Here is a 16,262-nt window from a genome sequence, read left to right as displayed (position 1 = left end):
GGGTATGCCGTGATGCCGGTTTCGCCCGGCGCGGACGCCCTGTTCTCCTTCAACACTATCGCCGTAGCCTCTCAACATGCGCATCCTTGTCCTCGGCGGAACGGCCTTCCTCTCCGCAGGAATTGTCCGCAGCGCTGTGGCGGCCGGGCATGACGTCACCTGCCTTGCCCGCGGCTCCGCGGCTGTTCCGCCCCAGGGTGCATCCTGGCTCAGGGCGGACCGTTCACTGGGCGCGAACGCCTACGCCGGTGCGACCGGGGAGTGGGACGCCGTGGTCGAGGTCGCCCGCGACCCTGTCCCTGCCACTGAGGCGCTTGAGGCCCTCGCAGGCCGCGCTGCACACTGGACGTTCGTCTCCAGTTGCTCGGTTTACGCGGATGCTTCGGTTCCCGGCGCGGACGAGGACGCTCCCCTCCTGCCTGCGCTTCCGGCCGGGACTCCGTCCACGCCGGATACCTACGGCGAATCCAAGGCGGCCATCGAGGAGGCAACCATGCAGGCCGCGGGCGGGAAAGCCCACCTGTGCCGTGCCGGACTGATCGGAGGCCCCTGGGACAGCTCAGACCGCTACGGCTACTGGCCTGCCCGGTTTGCCAGGGACAGCCGCCCGGTCCTCGTACCCGCCATCGACACCAGCCCCACCCAGGCCATCGACGTCCGCGACCTCGCGGCCTGGATCCTGCGCGCCGCCGGGGACGGCGTGACCGGGCCGCTGAACGCTGTAGGCGAACAGGTGCCTTTCGGGAACTACATTGCAGCGTCCCGGGACGCTGCAGGCCACCGCGGCACGATCCTTCCGGCAGAGGAAACCTGGCTGGCGGAGCACGGCGTGAACTATTGGGCGGGCCCGGATTCACTGCCGCTGTGGCTCCCGCCCGGGCACGGCGGCTTTATGGCCCGGAGCAACAGCGCAGCTTTGGCCCGGGGACTGCAGTTGCGGCCGTGGCAGGAGACGCTGGCGGATGCCTTGGCCGACGAACGCGTCCGTGGACTCAACCGGCAGCGGAAGGCCGGGCTGGCGCCGGAGACCGAGGCGCGGCTGGCCGGGCTGCTGCCCCGGAGCCTTTGAGTCCACCGTCAGGCCGTTAGCGTCACCGGTTCATGTCCCACCGGGAAGTTCACGCTGCGGGCAATGAAGCACACCTGGTTCGCCTCATGGTGCAGCCGGCCGGCCAGCTCCGCATGTGCCGGATCCGCCACCGTAACCGTCGGGCGCAGCGTCACACTCTCAAACTGGCCGCTGCCGTCCCGGTTCAGCTTCAGCATCCCCGACGCCTCGTCGCGGTAGGCCGTGACCACCACGCCGTGCTTCACGGCCACGTGCAGGTAGGAAAGCATATGGCACTGGGCCAGGGCCGCCAGGAGCAGCTGCTCCGGGTTGTAGCGTGCCTTGTCCCCGTGAAACGTGGGGTCCGCTGAGCCCTTCAGGACCGGCAGCCCGGGAATCAGGATGTCGTGGTCCCGGGAATAGCCCCGGTAGGACGAGGTCCCCTCACCCGAATTGCCCGTCCACTGGACGGTCAGCCCATACCGGTGCTCACTGAGTCCCATCCCGGCCTCCTATGCCTCGCCCGGGAGGACATCAGCCGCGCGGGCGCGCAGTGCCCGGGCAACGCCGTCGCGGTTTTCCAGCATCATGCGCCGCAGCGCGGCGCTTGCCGGCGGAAGCGCGGCCAGGAAGCCGTCCGTGCGGTCAACGGTCGCCTGGGTGGTCAGCAGGGCCGGGTAGAGTCCGACGACGATCTGCTGGGCCAGTGCGTGGGTGCGGGTTTCGACGATGCCCGGTACCGCCTCGAAGTATTTCTCCGCGTACGGCTCCAGCAGGGTGCGGTCCAGGACCCGCATGAAGCCGGTGACCGCCGAACCCTGGAGCGCGTTGGAGAGGTCGCCCCTGACCACGATGGAGTCCCAGGCCGCTGCCTTGGCTTCGGGGGTGGGGATGGCAGCCTTGGCGAGGGCCGCGGCATTCTGGCCGCTGGAGGTGTTGTCGCGCTGGAGTTCGGCATCAATGCCGTCCTGGCCGAGGCGTCCGCCGGCCACCAGGGAGGCCACCAGCTCCCAGCGCAGGTCCTGGTCCACGGCCAGCCCCTCCAGGGTGGCTGAACCGTCCAGGAGCCCCGCCACCCTGTCCAGCTGGGACTCGCTGCGGGCCAGCAGCGCGAAGGACTTGACGAACTGGAGCTGCGCGTCGGATCCGCCGGCCACTCCGGACGCCAGGTTCCACAGCCGGTCCGCGGCTGCCACCGCGGTGGCCTCGCGGTGCTTCTCCGCAACGTAGAAGTTCAGGGTTGTGGCCAGCTGGCGGAGCTGGACCAGGATCACCGAGGAATCAGACTCTGCCGCCACGTTGGCGAGGACCAGGTCAACGTACCGCCGCGCCGGCGTCTCGCCGTCGCGGGCGGCGTCCCAGGCCGAGTTCCAGACAAGGGTCCGCGGCAGGCTCTCGCTGAAGTCCTTCAGGTGGGCCGTGGCCGTTGCCAGGGATTTTTCGTCCAGCCGGACCTTGGCGTAGGCGAGGTCGTCATCGTTGACCAGGATCAGGTCCGGCCGGGCAAGCCCCACCAGCCCGGGTACCTCGGTGCGTCCGCCGTCGACATCCAGCTCCTCGCGGTGCACCCGCTCAAGCTTGCCGGACCCGTTGAGGTTGTAGAAGCCCACCGCCAGGCGGTGCGGCCGGATCGTGGGCCACTCGTCAACGGCAGACTGGACAATCGCAAAGGACGTGAGCACGCCGTCGCCGTCCACTTCAAGCTCCGGCTTGAGGGTGTTCACGCCGGAGGTTTCCAGCCACTGCCGGCCCCAGTCGTCAAGGTCGCGGCCGCTGGCCTTCTCCAGTTCCACCAGGAGGTCGCTCAGCTCCGTGTTCTGCCAGGAATGCTTGGCAAAGTACTCACGCACGCCGGCCATGAACTGTTCCGGGCCCACCCATGCCACCAGCTGGCGGAGGACGGAGGCGCCCTTGGCGTAGGTGATGCCGTCGAAGTTGACCTCGACGTCCTGCAGGTCGTTGATCTCGGCAAAGATCGGGTGCGTGGTGGGCAGCTGGTCCTGGCGGTAGGCCCAGGACTTCTCCACTGAGGCGAAGGTGGTCCACGCGCTGGTGAAGGACGTCGCCTCCACCGCCGCGAGGTGGGACATGTATTCGGCAAAGGATTCGTTCAGCCACAGGTCGTTCCACCAGCGCATGGTCACCAGGTCCCCGAACCACATGTGCGCGAGTTCGTGGAGCACCGTGATGGCACGGCGTTCGATCTGGGCTTCCGTGACCTTGCTGCGGAAGACGTAGCCCTCCAGGATGGTGACCGCCCCGGCATTTTCCATGGCGCCGGCGTTGAACTCCGGAACAAACAGCTGGTCGTACTTCTCGAACGGGTAGGGGCAGCCGAACTGTGCCTCGAAGAATGCAAAGCCCTGTCGGGTGAGCTCGAAGATGTTGTCGGCGTCCAGGTACTGCATCAGCGACTTCCGGGCGAAGACACCCAGCGGAATGGTCCGCCCGTCGGAGCTCACCACTTCGCTGCGCACGGACTGGTAGGGGCCGGCAATCAGTGCCGTGACGTAGGAGGACAGCCTCGGCGTGGGGGAGAAGGACCATACGGAACGGGCGCCGCCGTCGTCCCCGGGCGTGGCCTCCTGGGGTGCGGGCGTTGGGGAGTTGGAGATGACGTCCCAGTGCGAGGGCGCGGTGACCGTGAAGGTGAACGCCGCCTTCAGGTCGGGCTGTTCGAACACGGCGAACATCCGGCGCGAATCCGGAACTTCGAACTGCGTGTATACGTAGACCTCGTTGTCCACCGGGTCCACGAAGCGGTGCAGGCCCTCACCGGTGTTCATGTAGGGTGCATCGGCCACGACGGTGAGCTCGTTCTGGTCCGCGAGCTCCGGCAGCTGGATCCTGACGCCGTCGGCCACGGCGGCCGGATCCAGGCTCCTGCCGTTCAGGGTGACGCTGTGGACGGCGGAGGTGACGGCGTCAATGAAAGTGGAGGACCCGGGCCTGGCGCTGAACTTCACGGTGGTGGTGCTGCCGAAAACGTCTGCGCCGCGGGTCAGGTCCAGGCTGACCTCGTAGGACTCGACGGAAATCAGCTTGGCACGTTCAGTGGCTTCAACTCGCGTGAGATTCATACCTGGCACAGGGACCTCCAGAAAGATTGCGTCTGCGCAGCTGGCGGTGCCCAGCGGCGGCACTGCTCATTCTTGCATTCCTTCAGCGCCGGAAACGTAGCGCGGCTCACAGCGGACGGAGAAAGGGGCAGGACGCCAGGTGCCTGCGGCCGGAGTAGCGTTGGATCATGGGCAAGCTTATGGATTCGGTGGACGCCAGGGCGCTGCGGTTCGCCGCAGGGTTTCCGGTGGTCCTTGCCGCCGGTTTTGTGGTGTGCGCCTTTTTGATCCGGCCGGACCTCCCCGAGCCGCTCGCCATCCGGTGGACGAACGACGGCGGCGCGGCCTTCGCTCCCTTCGGCACCTATGTGGGTGTAGGGGCGGCGGCGATCGTGGCGGCGGGCTGGCTGGTCCTCTCCCAGGCCGTGACGCTCAACAGGCCTGCCATCATGCGCCGGATCATGATGGGTGCCGGAATGTTCCTCAGCCTTTTTGTCACCAGCGTCGTCGCGGCCGGCCTAGTGGGGCAGGCAGGGTCGGCAGACGCCAGGGAATCCCATGTGGACATGACGGTCCTCGCCCTCGGAAGCGGTGCGGCCTTGTCGCTAGGCGTCATCATCGCCTTCGTTTTCAAGGCCGACCAGCAGTGGTCGCTCGACGATGACCGTGCGCTCCAGCTCGCCCTCGCCAGGGAAGCGGACCCGGACCTGGCGAAGGACAGCATCCGCCTCTGGGTGCACGCCCGCAGCTCGGTCTTCATCATGATCGCCGTAGCGTCGCTGTTCCCCTCCGCGCTGATCACGGTCGCCGTCCCCTGGCTTGGAATGCTCCTGGTGCTCCTCGCCGTGGTGGGCGCCGCCTTCCTGTTCGCTCGGATCAAAGCCGACCGCCAGGGCCTGAAGGTCCTCCTGGCCGGCATCGTGCCGGTCATGAACGTGCCGGCGGGAGCCATCTCCGGCGCCACCGCGGCGGATGTGAAGGCGGCAGACTATGGCGGGTGGGGCTACCGGCACCACGGCGGGACCTCAGCCATGCTCGTCAGCAGCGGCCCCGCCGTCGTCGTCAGCAAAACTGACGGCCAGCGCCTCGCGGTGAGCGGCGGCAGCCCCGCGTCCGCTGCAAGGCTGGCTGAAGTCTTGACCCGTGTGGCGGCAAGGGCACGCCGCGGAGGCGGCGGGCAGCCACCGGCCGCGCAGCCGGAGTCCTAGTATCCTTGACCCTGTTGTCCTGACCCTGGCCTGCGCCGTCCCGGCCGGCTGCCGGCGCCCCAACCGAACGGATTCTGCTCGTGACTTCTTCCCCTGCCTTCCCGCGGGTCCACATCGCCACCGACCACGCAGGCATGGAGCTCAGCGCCCACCTGGTGCAGCACCTGTCCGCCAAGGGATACGAGGTGGTGGACCACGGTCCCAAGGTCTACGACGCACAGGACGACTACCCGTCGTTCTGCATCAACGCAGCCCTTGCAGTAGTTGCGGACCAGCAGGCAGGGGTCCACGCCCTGGGCATCGTGCTGGGCGGTTCCGGCAACGGTGAGCAGATTGCCGCCAACAAGGTCAAAGGTGTCCGTGCCGCCCTGGCCTGGAACCACTCCACCGCCGTCCTGGCGCGCGAGCACAACGATGCCAATGTTGTTGCCGTCGGCGGCCGCCAGCACACCGTGGAGGAGGCCACCGCGCTCATCGAAGCCTTCCTGAGCGAGCCTTTCAGCAACGACGAACGGCACGTCCGCCGCATCGGCAAGATCGCCGCTTACGAATCAACCGGCGAGGTCATCGAGTAGTGCCTGAAGGGCATTCCGTCCGCAGGCTGGCGCGGCAGTTCGGGGACGTCTTCGGCGGCCGGCGGCTCAGTGTGTCCAGTCCGCAGGGCAGGTTCAGCGCAGGGGCCGCGCTGCTGGACGGGCACACGCTGCTCGCGGCCGAAGCGCACGGCAAGCACCTCTTCCTGCACTTCGACAACGCCCTGGTGCTGCACGTGCACCTCGGGCTGTACGGGGCCTGGAGCTTCGGCGGCGACAGCACTTTCAACGGATCTTCCAGCATCGGTGCGCCGCGCCGCGTGGGGGAGCAGGAGTCTTTCGCGGACGGAAACGACGACGACGCCTATTCAGGACCGCCGGCGCCGGTGGGTGCCGTGCGTGTCAGGCTGGCCGCCTCGAACGGCTGGGCCGATCTCCGGGGTGCCACCACGTGCGAAGCCATCACCCTGGCCGAGACCGACCTGGTGCGGGCGCGGCTGGGGCCGGATCCGCTGGTCAACCGCCGGGGCGACGCCGGGCGGTTCGCCGCCAACCTCCAGGGCCGCAAGGCACCCGTGGCCGCGCTCCTGATGGACCAAAAGATCATCGCCGGCGTGGGCAACGTCTACCGGGCGGAGGTCCTGTTCCGGCGGCGGCTCGACCCCTGGCTACCGGGCAGCAACCTCGCGGACAGCGAGGCACGGAAGCTCTGGCGCGACGTCGTCTCCGTGATGAACGACGGCGTCGCCGACGGCAGGATCATCACCACGACGCCCCGCTACTGGACGGCAAACGGCAAGAAGGCCAAACCCGCAGCCGAAGCCGCCGCACTGAAAAGCAGTTCCTTTCCCGCCCGGGGCAACGCGCATTTTGTGTACAAGCGTGACGGATTGCCCTGCCGGGTCTGCCGCACCACGGTGCTGGCCGCAGACCTGGTGGGCCGCAGGCTGTACTGGTGCCCGTCCTGCCAGGCCTGAATTCGGTGCCGGCATCCTTGGTCGGACATGAAAAAAGGCCCCTCAACTGAGGGGCCTTCGTTTCTGGAGGGGACGACGGGAATCGAACCCGCGTAATCAGTTTGGAAGACTGAGGCTTTACCATTAAGCTACGTCCCCGGAAGAAGCTGCATCTGCAACATTAGCAGGCCTGCGACTTCGGGCTGGCTGTTCAAGCCGGATACAACTAAACCTAATCCATGGCCTACGTGTCAAATGTGCAAACTCGCCGCGTATGACCGTAGACTTGCCTGTGCACTTACGGGGTGTAGCTCAGCTTGGCTAGAGCGCCTGCTTTGGGAGCAGGAAGTCGCAGGTTCAAATCCTGTCACCCCGACTCTGCGGCCCGGACCTGTTGGCCTGGACAAAAACATTGCGTTTGCAGAAACCCATCCCACAAACCCAGGAGTACTTAGACCGTGAAGAGCGCTGTCGAGAACCTCACCCCCACGCGGGTCAAGCTCAATGTTGAGGTCCCCTTTGAGGAATTGAAGCCCAGCATCGACTCGGCCTACAAGACCGTTGCTTCGCAGATCCAGGTCCCTGGCTTCCGTAAGGGCAAGGTACCGGCAAAGCTCATCGACCAGCGCGTCGGCCGCGGCTACGTCCTGGAGACTGCCATCAACGAAGGCCTCAACGGCTGGTACCAGGCTGCCGTGCAGGAATCCGGCATCCGTCCCCTGAGCCGTCCCGAGGTTGAGATCACCGAGGTTCCGGACCCGTCGGCTACCGACGGCGGCCTGAAGTTCGCTGCCGAGGTGGATGTCCGCCCCGAGATCGAACTCCCGGACTACGCCGGCATCAAGGTTGAGGTTGCAGCTGCCGAGTCGTCCGAAGAGGACGTGGACAAGGCCCTCGACGAACTGCGCGGCCGCTTCGGCACGCTCAAGTCGGTCGAGCGCCCCGCTGCCGATGGTGACTTCCTCACCATCGACATCACCGCCACCATCGACGGCGAAGAGGTTGACTCCGCTGCCGGCCTGTCCTACCAGGTTGGTGCCGGCACCATGCTCGACGGACTCGACGAAGCCGTTACCGGCCTCAGCGCCGATGAGGACGCCATCTTCAACACCACCCTGGTGGGCGGTGACCACGCCGGCGAAGAGGCCCAGGTCAAGGTCGTTGTGAAGGCCGTCAAGGAGCGCGAACTCCCCGAGGCAAACGACGACTTCGCCCAGCTCGCCTCCGAGTTCGACACCCTGGCCGAACTCCGCGAGGACCTCGCCAAGCAGGCCGCCGACTCCAAGGTAGTGGAGCAGGGCGTTGAGGCCCGCGACAAGGTCCTGGACAAGCTCGTTGAGCTCGTCGAGGTTCCGGTTCCGGATTCCGTGGTTGAAGAGCAGCTCGAGGCCCACTTCAAGGAGGGCAACGGACACGGTGAAGGCGAGCACGACACCGAGGAGCACCGCGAAGAGGTCCGCGCCAACACGGCCCGTGCCTTCCAGAACGAGATCATCCTCGACGCCATTGCCGAGAAGGAAGAAGTCAACGTCAGCCAGAACGAGCTGATTGACTACATCGTCACCACGGCAAGCCAGTACGGCATGGACCCGAACCAGTTCGCCCAGATCATCGACCAGAGCGGCCAGGTGCCCATGATGGTCTCCGAGGTCCGCCGCCGCAAGGCGCTGGCTGTTGTCCTCGGCCAGGCCGAGGTCACCGACACCGAAGGCAAGGCTGTCGACCTCAGCGACTTCGTGCGCCCCGGCGGCGAAGAGGAAGCTCCGGCAGCCGAGGCTGTGGAAGCGGAAACCGAAGAGACCGCCGCTGACGACGACAAGGCAGAGGCCAAGGCCTAGGCTTCAGGACGCGCCGCCGAAGGGCCCCCGGATCACCCGATCCGGGGGCCCTTTGCGTTAAGATCCGGCGCTGCCGGACCTGCCCGGCCGATCGTGCGCCGTCAGCGAACAGCCGCGGATGTGCGAACAAAACGCCGGTGAAACCGGTTAGTGTCCAAGTAGTGATTTTCAGTGATGTCACCGTCACCAGCGAGAGGTTAGTACACATGTCACAGCACCCAGAGTCCCCCCGGATGGCGACTGTCGATCCTGCAGCCCAGGACAACTACATCTACAACCGGCTCCTCAAGGAGCGGATCATCTGGCTCGGCTCAGAGGTGCGTGACGACAACGCCAATGCCATCTGCTCGCAGCTGCTGCTCCTGTCCGCGGAGAACCCGGAAAAGGACATCTACCTTTACATCAACTCACCGGGCGGCTCCGTGACTGCCGGCATGGCCATCTACGACACCATGCAGTTCATCCCGAACGACGTCGTGACCGTTGCCACCGGCCTCGCCGCCTCCATGGGGCAGTTCCTGCTCTCGTCGGGCACCAAGGGCAAGCGCTACGCCACCCCGAATGCCCGCGTCCTGATGCACCAGCCGTCGGGCGGCATTGGCGGCACGGCCTCTGACATCAAGATCCAGGCCGAGCTCATCCTGCACATGAAGAAGGTCATGGCCGAGCTGACTGCCGAGCAGACCGGCCAGACCGTTGAAACCATCCTCAAGGACAACGACCGTGACAAGTGGTTCACGGCAACCGAAGCGCTTGAGTACGGTTTCTTCGACAAGATTGCCGCGCACGCCGGTTCGGTGTCCGGTGGCGGCGGAACTGCCAACGGAGCATCCGGCGAGTCGGCATCCGAGAAGTAACCCGGCATTTAGAACACTTAGATCAGGAGCACCAAAAAATGACCTACAACTTCGGATCGACTGCCGGCAACCTACCGACCAGCCGCTACGTCCTGCCACAGTTCGAAGAGCGCACACCGTACGGCTTCAAGCGCCAGGATCCGTACACCAAGCTCTTTGAGGACCGCATCATCTTCCTCGGTGTCCAGGTGGATGACGCCTCCGCCGATGACGTCATGGCCCAGCTGCTGGTCCTTGAGTCCACAGACCCGGACCGCGACATCACCCTGTACATCAACTCCCCGGGCGGTTCCTTCACCGCCATGACGGCGATCTACGACACCATGCAGTACATCCGCCCGGAGATCCAGACGGTGTGCCTGGGCCAGGCCGCAAGCGCCGCGGCGGTCCTGCTGGCGGCGGGTACTCCCGGCAAGCGCCTTGCCCTGCCCAACGCCCGGGTCCTGATCCACCAGCCGGCCCTGTCCGGCGGCCAGGGCGGCCAAGCCTCGGACCTCGAAATCCAGGCTGCCGAAGTCATGCGCATGCGCTCCTGGCTTGAGGACACGCTGGCGCACCACTCCGGACGGACGTCGGAGCAGGTCAACAACGACATCGAGCGCGACAAGATCCTTACGGCCGCGGAAGCCCAGTCGTACGGCCTGATCGACCAGGTCCTGGATTCCCGCAAGATCAAACCGCAAGCAATCACCAGGTAGCGGTAAAGTAATGGGCCGGTGGGGCCAATCATTTGGCCCCACCGGCCTTTTCCTTCCACCCTGGGAAGCTAATGTGACCTAGAGTGGATGTTGTCACAACCGGTCCATGCAGGCTGGTGAAGATTCCAGCAACGGTGCAAGGCTGCCTGGCAGCAAAATACTAAGGGGTTCACATATGGCTCGGATTGGCGAGAGCACGGATCTGCTGAAGTGCTCTTTCTGCGGAAAGAGCCAGAAGCAGGTGCGCAAGCTCATTGCCGGGCCCGGTGTTTACATCTGCGATGAATGCATTGAGCTCTGCAACGAGATCATCGAAGAGGAACTCGCGGAGGTTGCCGATCTGGGCAGCTTCGAGCTCCCCAAGCCCCGTGAGATCTTTGATTTCCTGCAGGAATACGTCATCGGCCAGGAACCTGCAAAACGGTCCCTCGCCGTCGCCGTCTACAACCACTACAAGCGCATCCAGGCCGGCCACGCCCCCAAGTCCGGAAGCCTTGCCGATGGCGGGCATCATGACGACGTCGAAATCGCCAAGTCGAACATCCTCCTGATCGGGCCTACAGGATGCGGCAAGACGTATCTGGCCCAGACCCTGGCGCGGCGGCTGAACGTCCCGTTCGCCGTCGCCGATGCCACGGCCCTGACCGAGGCAGGCTACGTGGGCGAGGATGTGGAGAACATCCTCCTCAAGCTCATCCAGGCCGCTGACTACGACGTCAAGAAGGCCGAGCAGGGCATCATCTACATCGATGAGATCGACAAGATTTCACGCAAGAGCGAAAACCCCTCCATCACCCGGGACGTCTCGGGCGAGGGCGTCCAGCAGGCGTTGCTGAAGATCCTTGAGGGAACTGTTGCTTCCGTTCCTCCCCAGGGCGGCAGGAAGCACCCGCACCAGGAATTCATCCAGATCGACACCACCAACGTGCTGTTCATCGTTGCCGGCGCCTTTGCCGGCCTTGAGGAGATCATCGGGTCCAGGTCCGGCCGGAAGGGCATTGGCTTCGGTGCCCCCCTCAACGAGGCGAGCAAGAAAGTGGACTCCTACGGCGAGGTGATGCCGGAGGACCTGCTCAAATTCGGCCTCATTCCCGAGTTCATCGGCCGGCTGCCCGTGATCACCACCGTGTCCAACCTGGACCGCGACGCCTTGATCCAGATCCTGTCCACACCCAAGAACGCCCTGGTGAAGCAGTACCAGAAGATGTTCCAGATAGACGGCGTGGAACTGGTTTTTGACAACACTGCCCTGGACGCCATCGCCGAGCAGGCGCTTGAGCGCGGGACGGGCGCCCGCGGGCTGCGCGCCATCATGGAAGAAGTCCTGCTGCCCGTGATGTTCGATCTCCCAAGCCGCGAAGACGTTGCCAGCGTGATCATCACGGAGGACGTTGTCCTGAAGGGTGCCGAACCAACCATCGTTCCGCACGTCACCAAGCGCCGTAAGTCGGCCTGATTCGTCCGCACGGCTTGTCCCGCGACAGCTTGTTGTCCCGATACGGCTTGTCCTGGAACAGCGCCGTCACCCCGCACCCACCCCCGTCCACACCGTGGCAACCCTGCGCCACGGCGACCAGCGAAGGAATGCCCCATGACTGATTCCGTGAAGAACAAAGCCGATTTCTGGTTCGATCCCCTGTGCCCCTTCGCCTGGATCACTTCCCGCTGGATCGGCGAAGTGGAAAGTGTCCGCGACATCGAAACGGACTGGCACGTCATGAGCCTGGCGGTCCTCAATGAGGGCCGTGACCTTGAGCCTGCCTACCGCGAATCCATGGACAACGCCTGGGGACTGGTCCGTGTGATCATTGCAGCGCAGCAACAGCACGGAGATGCAACAGTCAAGGTGCTCTACGATGCCATGGGCTCCTTGATCCACGAAGCCGGCGAGAAGGACCGCGACGTGGTCATCACCAAAGCGCTTGCGGACTGCGGGCTTCCCGCCACCCTTGCCGCTGCCGCGTCTACGGACGCCTTCGATGACCAGCTCCGGGCAAGCCACCAGGAGGGCATCTCGCTGGTGGGCCAGGACGTCGGAACTCCCGTAGTGGCCTTTAACGGAACAGCATTCTTCGGCCCCGTGCTCACCAGGATTCCCCGCGGTGAGGAGGCCGGAAGGCTCTGGGACGCCACCACGGCCATTGCGGCCTACCCGCACTTCTTCGAGCTCAAGCGCAGCCGCACCGAGCAGCCTGAGTTCACCTAGGACTGGTCCGGCCGGCCCGCACGGCAGGGCCAAAGGAGCCCTGGTGGAACTACAACCAAGTAGTTCCACCGGGGCTCTTGCGCTTGCGGGTGGGCAGGACAACAATGGTTCTTACCCACTTCGAAAGAAGGGGGACGCAGGAACCAAAGATTCAGTGATATGTCATCTGACGCAGCCATCGGCAAAGCCAGATGCAAGCTACCAGTGACGTGGTAGGAAGACCTGAAGATCAGAGGATCCTGCCAGACCATCAAGACGTCACCGGATGGCCGAAAAGTCGAAGCCCCACCAACGGCAAAACGCTGATGGGGCTTCCCCTTTGCCCTGAAACAGGTCCGGCCCTGGAACAGGGCCGGACTGGGACTACGCTTTCGCCGGCTCTTCCGTCGCCGCAAGCGCCACGTCGCTGACGCTCAGCTCGCCCTCGCCCACAGCCAGGATGATCTCGCGGGCGTTGGAGGCCGCCTTCAGGTCAGCCAGGCCGGCCTGCAGCTGCGCGGCCAGTGCTTCCGGCGCCGTGATGGTCGCGGTAAGGACCTCCGTGCGCTGCTTGACCTTCGCTTCGGACTTGGCTTTGCGGACGCCGCTGAGGGCCACCCCAACGGTTGCGAGCATGGTGGTGTCGCCCCCTGGGACATCCAGCGGTGCTGGCCACTGGGCGCGGTGGACGGAGCCCGTGCGCCACCAGCTCCACACCTCTTCGGTGGCGAAGGGGAGGAAGGGAGCGAAGAGCCGCAGCAGGGTGTCCAGGGTGGTGGCCAATGCCGCCAGTACGGAAGCCTGTTCGGCCTCACCGGCGGCGCCGTAGGCCCGGTCCTTGATCAGCTCCACGTAGTCATCCGTGAACTGCCAGAAGAAGCTTTCCGTGATCTGCAGCGCCCGTGCGTAATCATAGTTGTCAAAGGCCTTGGTGGCCTGGGCCACCACCTCCGACAGCTGCGCCAGGACCGCCCGATCGAGCGGATTGGTGAGGACGGAGAGGTCGGCGGCCAGCACGGAGTCTTCCGTGGCGCCCAGGTTCAGGACGAACTTGGAGGCATTGAGCAGCTTGATGGCCAGGCGCCGGCCGATCTTCATCTGGGCGATCTCGTAGGCTGTGTCCGCACCGAGCTTTGCGGAGGCCGCCCAGTAGCGGACGGCGTCGGAGCCGTACTCCTCCAGCACGTCGGTGGGTACCACCACGTTGCCCTTGGACTTGGACATCTTCTTGCGGTCTGGGTCCAGGATCCAGCCGGAGATGGCCGCGTGCTTCCACGGCGCGCTGTTCTCCAGGGCGTCCGCGCGGACCACGGAGGAGAAGAGCCAGGTCCGGATGATGTCGTGGCCTTGGGGCCGGACGTCAAAGGGGAAGACCTTGGCGAAGAGGTCCTCGTCGCGCTTCCAGCCGCCAACGATCTTGGGCGTGAGGGAGGACGTGGCCCAGGTGTCCAGGATGTCAGCGTCGCCCGTGAAGCCGCCGGGAACGTCGCGCTGGGATTCGTCGAACCCGGGTGCGGCGTCCGCAGCCGGGTCAACGGGCAGCTGCCCGTCGGACGGGACGATGGGGGAGTCGTAGTCCGGGTTGCCGTCAGCATCCAGCGGGTACCAGACCGGGATGGGCACGCCGAAGAAGCGCTGGCGGGACACCAGCCAGTCGCCGTTCAGGCCGGCAATCCAGTTCTCGTAGCGCGAGCGCATGAAGGCGGGGTGGAAGTCGATTTCGTGCCCGCGGGCGATCAGGCGTTCGCGGCGGTCCTCGTCACGGCCGCCGTTGCGGATGTACCACTGGCGGGAGGTGACCACTTCAAGGGGCTTGTCGCCTTTTTCGTAGAAGTTCACGGGGTGCATGATCTTCTTGGGCTCGCCGTCAAGCAGTTCGGCGGCGGTCAGGAGCTTCACCACCTCTTCCTTGGCGCTGAAGACGGTCTTGCCCGCAATGGCGGCGAAGGCTTCGCGGCCGATGTCGGTGGTGATCCACTCGGGAGCCTCGCTGACAATCCGTCCGTCGCGGCCCACGATCGCCCGGGTGGGCAGCTGAAGTTCGCGCCACCAGGTGACGTCGGTCAGGTCACCGAACGTGCACACCATGGCGATGCCGGAGCCCTTGTCCGCCTTCGCGAGCGGATGCGCCCTGACCTCAACCTCCACGCCGAACAGCGGGGACGTGACCTTCTTGCCGAACAGCGGCTGGTACCGTTCGTCGTCGGGGTTTGCCACCAGGGCGGCGCAGGCCGCCAGCAGTTCCGGACGGGTGGTCTCGATGTAGATCTTCTCCCCGTCCTCGGTGAAGAACGGGTAGCGGTAGTAGGCGCCGGGCATCTCGCGGTCCTCAAGTTCCGCCTGCGCCACGGCGGTACGGAACGTGACGTCCCAGAGGGTGGGTGCCTCTGCCATGTAGGCGTCGCCCGCGGCAAGGTTGGCCAGGAAGGCGCGCTGCGAGACTGCCCGCGAGTTGTCGTCGATGGTGCGGTAGGTGAGCTCCCAGTCAACGGACAGGCCAAGGGTCTGGAAAAGGTTTTCGAAGACCTTCTCGTCCTCAACGGCCAGCTCTTCACACAGTTCGATGAAGTTCCGGCGGGAGACGACGTCGAAGTCCCGCTGGTTCTTGGCAGGCTGCGCCGGCGGCCGGTAATCGGGGTTGTACGGGATGGAGGGATCGCAGCGGACCCCGTAGAAGTTCTGCACCCGGCGTTCGGTGGGCAGGCCGTTGTCGTCCCAGCCCATGGGGTAGAAGACGTTCTTGCCTGTCATCCGCTGGTAGCGTGCCAGCACGTCGGTCTGCGTGTAGGAGAACATGTGCCCCACGTGGAGCGACCCGGACGCCGTGGGCGGGGGAGTGTCGATCGAGTAGACCTGGTCCCGGGTGGTTTCCCGGTCGAACTTGTAGGTCCCCTCGGCCAGCCACCGCTGCGTGAGGGCAGCTTCAAGGCCTTCGAGGGCCGGCTTGTCCGGAACGTTGATGGGGGCGGTTGTGGGCGTGTCTGTACCCTGCGTGTCTTCAGCCATCTGCCAATTGTTTCATGTCCGGGCCTGTCCGCCCGCCCGCTGCGGTGCCGGGCGCCCTGTTCCCATGGGCGGGCCGGTCGGCGTCGCCCTCCCGCCGTCCCGCTATGGTGGTGCCATGACTGATGTTTCGCAGAAAAAGGCAGCTTTGGTGACCGGCGCGAGCAGCGGAATCGGGGAGGCCACTGTCCGCGCCCTGGCGGCGGATGGCTGGAAGGTGTTCGCCGTGGCCCGCCGCGCGGACCGCCTGGCCGAACTGGAGAAGGAGACCGGCGCCGTCGCGCTGCCCGCCGACATTTCCGAGGACGACGACGTGTCCCGGCTTGTGTCGCAGGTGGCCGAAGCGGGGGGAATCGACACGCTGGTCAACATCGCCGGCGGTGCCAGGGGCGCGGACACCATCGGATCCGCCAGCACCGGTGACTGGGAATGGATGTACCGGGTGAACGTGCTGGGCACCATGAAGCTCATCAAGGCGTTCCTGCCGATGCTGCGGGCCAACGGCGAAGGGACAATACTGAACCTGACCTCCACCGCCGGGCTGGCGGCGTACGAGGGCGGTGGCGGCTACAACGCGGCGAAGTTCGCCCAGCGCGCCCTGACGGAGGCACTGCGGCTGGAGGAAGCCGAGCACAACGTCCGCGTGATCGAAGTGGCACCCGGGCTGGTCCAGACCGAGGAGTTTGCCCTGAACCGGCTTGGGGACCGGCAGGCAGCGGACAGGGTCTACCAGGGCGTGGAGAAGCCGCTGACGGCCGGCGACGTCGCCGACGTGGTCCGCTACGCGGTCACCGCTCCGCACCACGTCAACCTGGACCAGATCGTCATCCGGCCGGTGGCGCAGGCTTCCAACTACAAGCTCATCCGCAAGGCGTAG

At 65.6% G+C, this 16,262-nt stretch carries 13 protein-coding genes and 2 tRNA genes; 11 read left to right on the top strand and 4 right to left on the bottom strand.

Features of this window, described 5'->3' with window-relative positions; all coding sequences use genetic code 11:
- Nucleotides 1-76 precede the first annotated feature (76 nt).
- Nucleotides 77-1,069 (top strand): Rossmann-fold NAD(P)-binding domain-containing protein, encoded by a 993-nt coding sequence (locus HTS88_RS15545; RefSeq protein ID WP_174179891.1) that lies wholly within the window; start codon nt 77-79, stop codon nt 1,067-1,069.
- Nucleotides 1,070-1,077: 8 nt separating this feature from the next.
- Here HTS88_RS15545 and HTS88_RS15540 read toward each other — a convergent pair whose 3' ends face one another.
- Nucleotides 1,078-1,551: an OsmC family protein gene (locus HTS88_RS15540; protein ID WP_174179889.1), complete on the bottom strand. Its 474-nt coding sequence runs from the start codon at nt 1,549-1,551 to the stop codon at nt 1,078-1,080.
- A 9-nt stretch (nt 1,552-1,560) separates the two neighbouring features.
- On the bottom strand, nt 1,561-4,128 hold the full coding sequence (gene pepN / locus HTS88_RS15535) for an aminopeptidase N (RefSeq protein WP_174179887.1): 2,568 nt from the start codon (nt 4,126-4,128) through the stop codon (nt 1,561-1,563).
- Nucleotides 4,129-4,295: 167 nt separating this feature from the next.
- Here pepN and HTS88_RS15530 point away from each other — a divergent pair, with 167 nt between their 5' ends.
- The 3 genes from HTS88_RS15530 to HTS88_RS15520 all read left to right on the top strand — a co-directional run bounded on the left by HTS88_RS15530 (nt 4,296) and on the right by HTS88_RS15520 (nt 6,825).
- Complete coding sequence (locus HTS88_RS15530) at nt 4,296-5,315, top strand: hypothetical protein (protein WP_174179885.1); 1,020 nt, start codon at nt 4,296-4,298, stop codon at nt 5,313-5,315.
- 80 nt (nt 5,316-5,395) lie between these two features.
- Entirely contained in the window at nt 5,396-5,890 is a 495-nt protein-coding gene (locus HTS88_RS15525) for a ribose-5-phosphate isomerase (protein ID WP_174179883.1), read from the top strand.
- Nucleotides 5,890-6,825 (top strand): Fpg/Nei family DNA glycosylase, encoded by a 936-nt coding sequence (locus HTS88_RS15520; RefSeq protein WP_174179881.1) that lies wholly within the window; start codon nt 5,890-5,892, stop codon nt 6,823-6,825. The genes HTS88_RS15525 and HTS88_RS15520 overlap by 1 nt, the downstream gene beginning before the upstream one ends.
- Before the next feature lie 64 nt (nt 6,826-6,889).
- Here the strand turns inward: HTS88_RS15520 and HTS88_RS15515 are convergent.
- Nucleotides 6,890-6,963: transfer RNA gene (locus tag HTS88_RS15515), tRNA-Gly, on the bottom strand.
- A gap of 142 nt (nt 6,964-7,105) precedes the next feature.
- Here HTS88_RS15515 and HTS88_RS15510 point away from each other — a divergent pair.
- From HTS88_RS15510 to HTS88_RS15485, 6 genes are all read left to right on the top strand, one after another.
- A tRNA-Pro gene (locus tag HTS88_RS15510) sits at nt 7,106-7,180 on the top strand.
- Nucleotides 7,181-7,262: 82 nt separating this feature from the next.
- Nucleotides 7,263-8,642: a trigger factor gene (gene tig, locus HTS88_RS15505; RefSeq protein WP_174179879.1), complete on the top strand. Its 1,380-nt coding sequence runs from the start codon at nt 7,263-7,265 to the stop codon at nt 8,640-8,642.
- A gap of 233 nt (nt 8,643-8,875) precedes the next feature.
- Nucleotides 8,876-9,499 carry an ATP-dependent Clp protease proteolytic subunit gene (locus HTS88_RS15500; protein WP_174179965.1) on the top strand — a complete coding sequence of 208 codons (624 nt, stop codon included), beginning with the start codon at nt 8,876-8,878 and terminating at the stop codon, nt 9,497-9,499.
- A 38-nt stretch (nt 9,500-9,537) separates the two neighbouring features.
- A complete protein-coding gene (locus tag HTS88_RS15495; protein ID WP_066276651.1) occupies nt 9,538-10,197 on the top strand; it encodes an ATP-dependent Clp protease proteolytic subunit in 660 nt (219 codons plus the stop codon).
- Between the two features lie 175 nt (nt 10,198-10,372).
- Entirely contained in the window at nt 10,373-11,653 is a 1,281-nt protein-coding gene (clpX, locus tag HTS88_RS15490) for an ATP-dependent Clp protease ATP-binding subunit ClpX (protein WP_174179877.1), read from the top strand.
- Between the two features lie 135 nt (nt 11,654-11,788).
- Nucleotides 11,789-12,403: a mycothiol-dependent nitroreductase Rv2466c family protein gene (locus tag HTS88_RS15485; RefSeq protein WP_174179875.1), complete on the top strand. Its 615-nt coding sequence runs from the start codon at nt 11,789-11,791 to the stop codon at nt 12,401-12,403.
- A 363-nt stretch (nt 12,404-12,766) separates the two neighbouring features.
- On the opposite strand, the gene valS is transcribed toward HTS88_RS15485, so the two are convergent.
- Nucleotides 12,767-15,388 carry a valine--tRNA ligase gene (gene valS / locus HTS88_RS15480; protein WP_174179873.1) on the bottom strand — a complete coding sequence of 874 codons (2,622 nt, stop codon included), beginning with the start codon at nt 15,386-15,388 and terminating at the stop codon, nt 12,767-12,769.
- Between the two features lie 115 nt (nt 15,389-15,503).
- On the opposite strand from valS, the gene HTS88_RS15475 reads away from it, so the two are divergent.
- Nucleotides 15,504-16,262 (top strand): SDR family oxidoreductase, encoded by a 759-nt coding sequence (locus HTS88_RS15475; protein WP_174179871.1) that lies wholly within the window; start codon nt 15,504-15,506, stop codon nt 16,260-16,262.

The organism is Pseudarthrobacter oxydans, assembly GCF_013314975.1.
GTDB lineage: Bacteria > Actinomycetota > Actinomycetes > Actinomycetales > Micrococcaceae > Arthrobacter > Arthrobacter oxydans.
The sequence above is the reverse complement of the archived record's forward strand: the minus strand, read 5'-3'. Positions and strand labels throughout refer to the sequence as shown.

What these genes read in the sequence shown, in the direction of transcription:
- HTS88_RS15545 (WP_174179891.1), top strand. Translation starts at nt 77, where the DNA reads ATGCGCATCCTTGTCCTCGGCGGAACGGCCTTCCTCTCCGCAGGAATT.
- HTS88_RS15540 (WP_174179889.1), bottom strand. Translation starts at nt 1,551, where the DNA reads ATGGGACTCAGTGAGCACCGGTATGGGCTGACCGTCCAGTGGACGGGC.
- pepN (WP_174179887.1), bottom strand. Translation starts at nt 4,128, where the DNA reads ATGAATCTCACGCGAGTTGAAGCCACTGAACGTGCCAAGCTGATTTCC.
- HTS88_RS15530 (WP_174179885.1), top strand. Translation starts at nt 4,296, where the DNA reads ATGGGCAAGCTTATGGATTCGGTGGACGCCAGGGCGCTGCGGTTCGCC.
- HTS88_RS15500 (WP_174179965.1), top strand. Translation starts at nt 8,876, where the DNA reads ATGGCGACTGTCGATCCTGCAGCCCAGGACAACTACATCTACAACCGG.
- HTS88_RS15495 (WP_066276651.1), top strand. Translation starts at nt 9,538, where the DNA reads ATGACCTACAACTTCGGATCGACTGCCGGCAACCTACCGACCAGCCGC.
- clpX (WP_174179877.1), top strand. Translation starts at nt 10,373, where the DNA reads ATGGCTCGGATTGGCGAGAGCACGGATCTGCTGAAGTGCTCTTTCTGC.
- HTS88_RS15485 (WP_174179875.1), top strand. Translation starts at nt 11,789, where the DNA reads ATGACTGATTCCGTGAAGAACAAAGCCGATTTCTGGTTCGATCCCCTG.
- valS (WP_174179873.1), bottom strand. Translation starts at nt 15,388, where the DNA reads ATGGCTGAAGACACGCAGGGTACAGACACGCCCACAACCGCCCCCATC.
- HTS88_RS15475 (WP_174179871.1), top strand. Translation starts at nt 15,504, where the DNA reads ATGACTGATGTTTCGCAGAAAAAGGCAGCTTTGGTGACCGGCGCGAGC.